We start from the raw sequence: 2,543 nt of genomic DNA, 5'->3' as shown, positions 1-2,543 counted from the left end.
CGAAGCGATCATCTGGACGCTGAAGAACCAGCTCGGCCTCGAACGCCACAACGCCCGCCACCCAGACGGCCTGTGGGCGCGCATCAGCCAGCGCATCCTCGCCCTCAACGCCGTCATCTGGCACAACTGGAACATCGGCGCACCCGTGAAACGATCCCTGATCGCTTACGATCACTAACCCGAATTTCACATCAACGATCTAGCGCGCCATTGGTCGATGACCTTGGCCGTGCTGCTGTTGATGGGGCCGAGCCCCAGGTACGACGAAGGGCCTGAACCCTGGCAGGGTTCGGGCCCGCATGCGTACGGGCTACATGCCGCCCGTGCTCCGCATCCCGCCCATATGGCGGACGCCGCCGCCCACGCTCGCCGTCCACCCGCCCGTGTCGCTCGCGGCCTAACCGCCCTGATTACCGTGCCTGATCATGGCGGGAAGCCTGCCAGCGCCACGAGGTCGGTGGCAACCCTCAGCCGTGGCCGCCCTCCTTTTGAAAGCTCGCCTCGCTCGAAGGCCACCTGCCGACGGCGGATCGACGAGAGCAACTGACTGAAACGACACCATGGCGTCCGCCCAGACGGGTGGGCGCTTTCGCATGTCCGCACCCTTGTTGGAGGAAACCATGCACGGAGAGCCCATCAGCTACAGCAAGCCGAAGGTCGAGCGGAAGGTCACCGCGGCCACCGCGGGCTCCTACCTCAGCCTGCTGGCGGTCCTGACCGTCCTGCAGGCCATCAGCGCCGACCTCGACCTCATCGCCTGGCTGCCCGACTGAGTGGAGACGCTCGCGGTCCCGCTGCTGCCGGGCCTGATCACGTGGGTGTCCGGCTACCGGGCCAAGCACACCGCGCGGCCTGACCTGCCGCTGGAGCAGCGATAACCACCCCGATCCGCTGTCGGACAAGCCTGTAGAACTTGGACTTCCCAAAAGATTCGCCAAGCTCCTGCGGGCATGGTTTCTATCCATATGTCACAGCCGATAATCAGGAGAAGAAACCAGCAGCCTGATCCTGGAGGCCGATTATGGCAGCAAAGAGCCGATCGCCACTAGAGTTTCTCGACGGACTTCGTGATGGCTCGCTTGCCACGCAAGTCGAAATATATGGCATGGTGGACAAAAGCGAAGATGGCAACGACGACGAAATCCGATTCAGCCAAGACTGCACTAGCTGGATTCCAATTCCGATCGCCATGATCGAAGAGATCGAGCCATTGGGCACCAGCCCATGCAAGGACCACGCTCACCACATAGCGAGGATCTCCTTTGGGGAACCTCAATCCGATGAAGCAAAAGTGCTGGCCCGCCTTGTTGCAGACATGCAAAGGGCCCCTCAAAGCGAACGACGTAATTCGCTCTCGGAGATTCTTATGGACGAATCATGTCGTCAATGCATCCGCGATTGCCACAAGCGGCACTACGGCGACTTCTTTGCATTTATCGAGTGCTGCCGAACTAAATGCGAACGTTGCTGAACCTGGTTCCCCCCACAAATGCAACTGAGCCTGCGCCGGTCCAGAACCATGGACCTCTGTCCCGTCCCCTCTAAAGGCTGTTGCAGAAGCGAGCGGGATGGGCATTTCTCGTGTATGGGCGGGCTGTTACGAGCTGATCCTTTGTGGGTGGAGACCTTCACTGGCCTGGGGATGGGCCGGTTCGAACGGCTGGTGAGGGTGGTGCGTGAGCGGGGCGGCAACGGTCCCGGTGGTGGCCGGCCGTGGTGCCTGCCCTTGGCCGATCGGGTACTCCTGGTGGCCGTCTATTACCGCACCAACCTCACCATGCGGCAGCTCGCGCCGTTATTCGGGATCTCTCCGGCCACCGTATGCCGCATTATCCAGCGGCTTGGCCCGCTGCTCGCTTTGCAGCCCGCTCCCAGGCCGGCCGATGCCACCGACCGGCTGTGGATCGTGGACGGCACCCTCATCCCGATCCGCGACCGCGCCGTCGGCGCCTCCAGCCGCAACTACCGCTTCTCCGCGAACGTGCAGGTCATCATCGATGCCGACACTCGCCTGGTCGTGGCGACCGGCCAACCGGTAGCGGGTAACAAGGCCGACGCTCACGCCTGGCGGGCTTCAGGACTGGCAGCCCACTGCGACGGCGTCAGCGTGATGGCCGACGGCGCCTACGTCAATACCGGCCTGATCGTGCCGCACCGCCGACGAGCAGGCAGGCCCTTGTTGCGGGCACAGGAAGAAGACAACGCAGAACACCGACGCATCCGCGCCCGCGTCGAGCACGTCTTCGCCCGCATGAAGAACTACAAGATCCTGCGCGATTGCCGGCAGAAGGGCAACCGTCTCCATCACGCGGTCCAGGCCGTCGCCCACATGCACAACCTCGCCCTGTCGGCATGACCACGACAGCTGCGGACCTGCCCTGACCTGCCCACTCACGACCTTCTGCAACAGCCTTTAGCTTGTTCTTTATCCTCCGGATCGTTGTGCTGAGCCACGTTTGATCGTTTCGCGGACAGCGAGACGGCCTTGAGTGATCATGTGCGGTGTCGAGTCGCTGCTGATCACTACAAGGCCGTGAGGGTGA

The 2,543-nt window shown here is 62.7% G+C and carries 3 protein-coding genes and 1 pseudogene; all 4 read left to right on the top strand.

The genetic code is table 11. The features are described from left to right. Nucleotides 1-178 (top strand): annotated as a pseudogene (locus tag C1J01_RS54240) (IS982 family transposase); the annotation flags it as partial. Nucleotides 179-620: 442 nt separating this feature from the next. Further along, nucleotides 621-773 carry a hypothetical protein gene (locus C1J01_RS50795; RefSeq protein WP_181449366.1) on the top strand — a complete coding sequence of 51 codons (153 nt, stop codon included), beginning with the start codon at nucleotides 621-623 and terminating at the stop codon, nucleotides 771-773. A 248-nt stretch (nucleotides 774-1,021) separates the two neighbouring features. After that, nucleotides 1,022-1,471, top strand: coding sequence for a hypothetical protein (locus C1J01_RS49445; protein WP_146616024.1), 450 nt, complete (start codon nucleotides 1,022-1,024; stop codon nucleotides 1,469-1,471). 114 nt (nucleotides 1,472-1,585) lie between these two features. Next, a complete protein-coding gene (locus C1J01_RS47480; protein ID WP_111185669.1) occupies nucleotides 1,586-2,356 on the top strand; it encodes a transposase family protein in 771 nt (256 codons plus the stop codon). Nucleotides 2,357-2,543 lie beyond the last annotated feature (187 nt).

It is taken from the genome of Nonomuraea aridisoli (assembly GCF_003236395.1).
Classification (GTDB): Bacteria; Actinomycetota; Actinomycetes; order Streptosporangiales; family Streptosporangiaceae; genus Nonomuraea; species Nonomuraea aridisoli.
The sequence above is the reverse complement of the archived record's forward strand: the minus strand, read 5'-3'. Positions and strand labels throughout refer to the sequence as shown.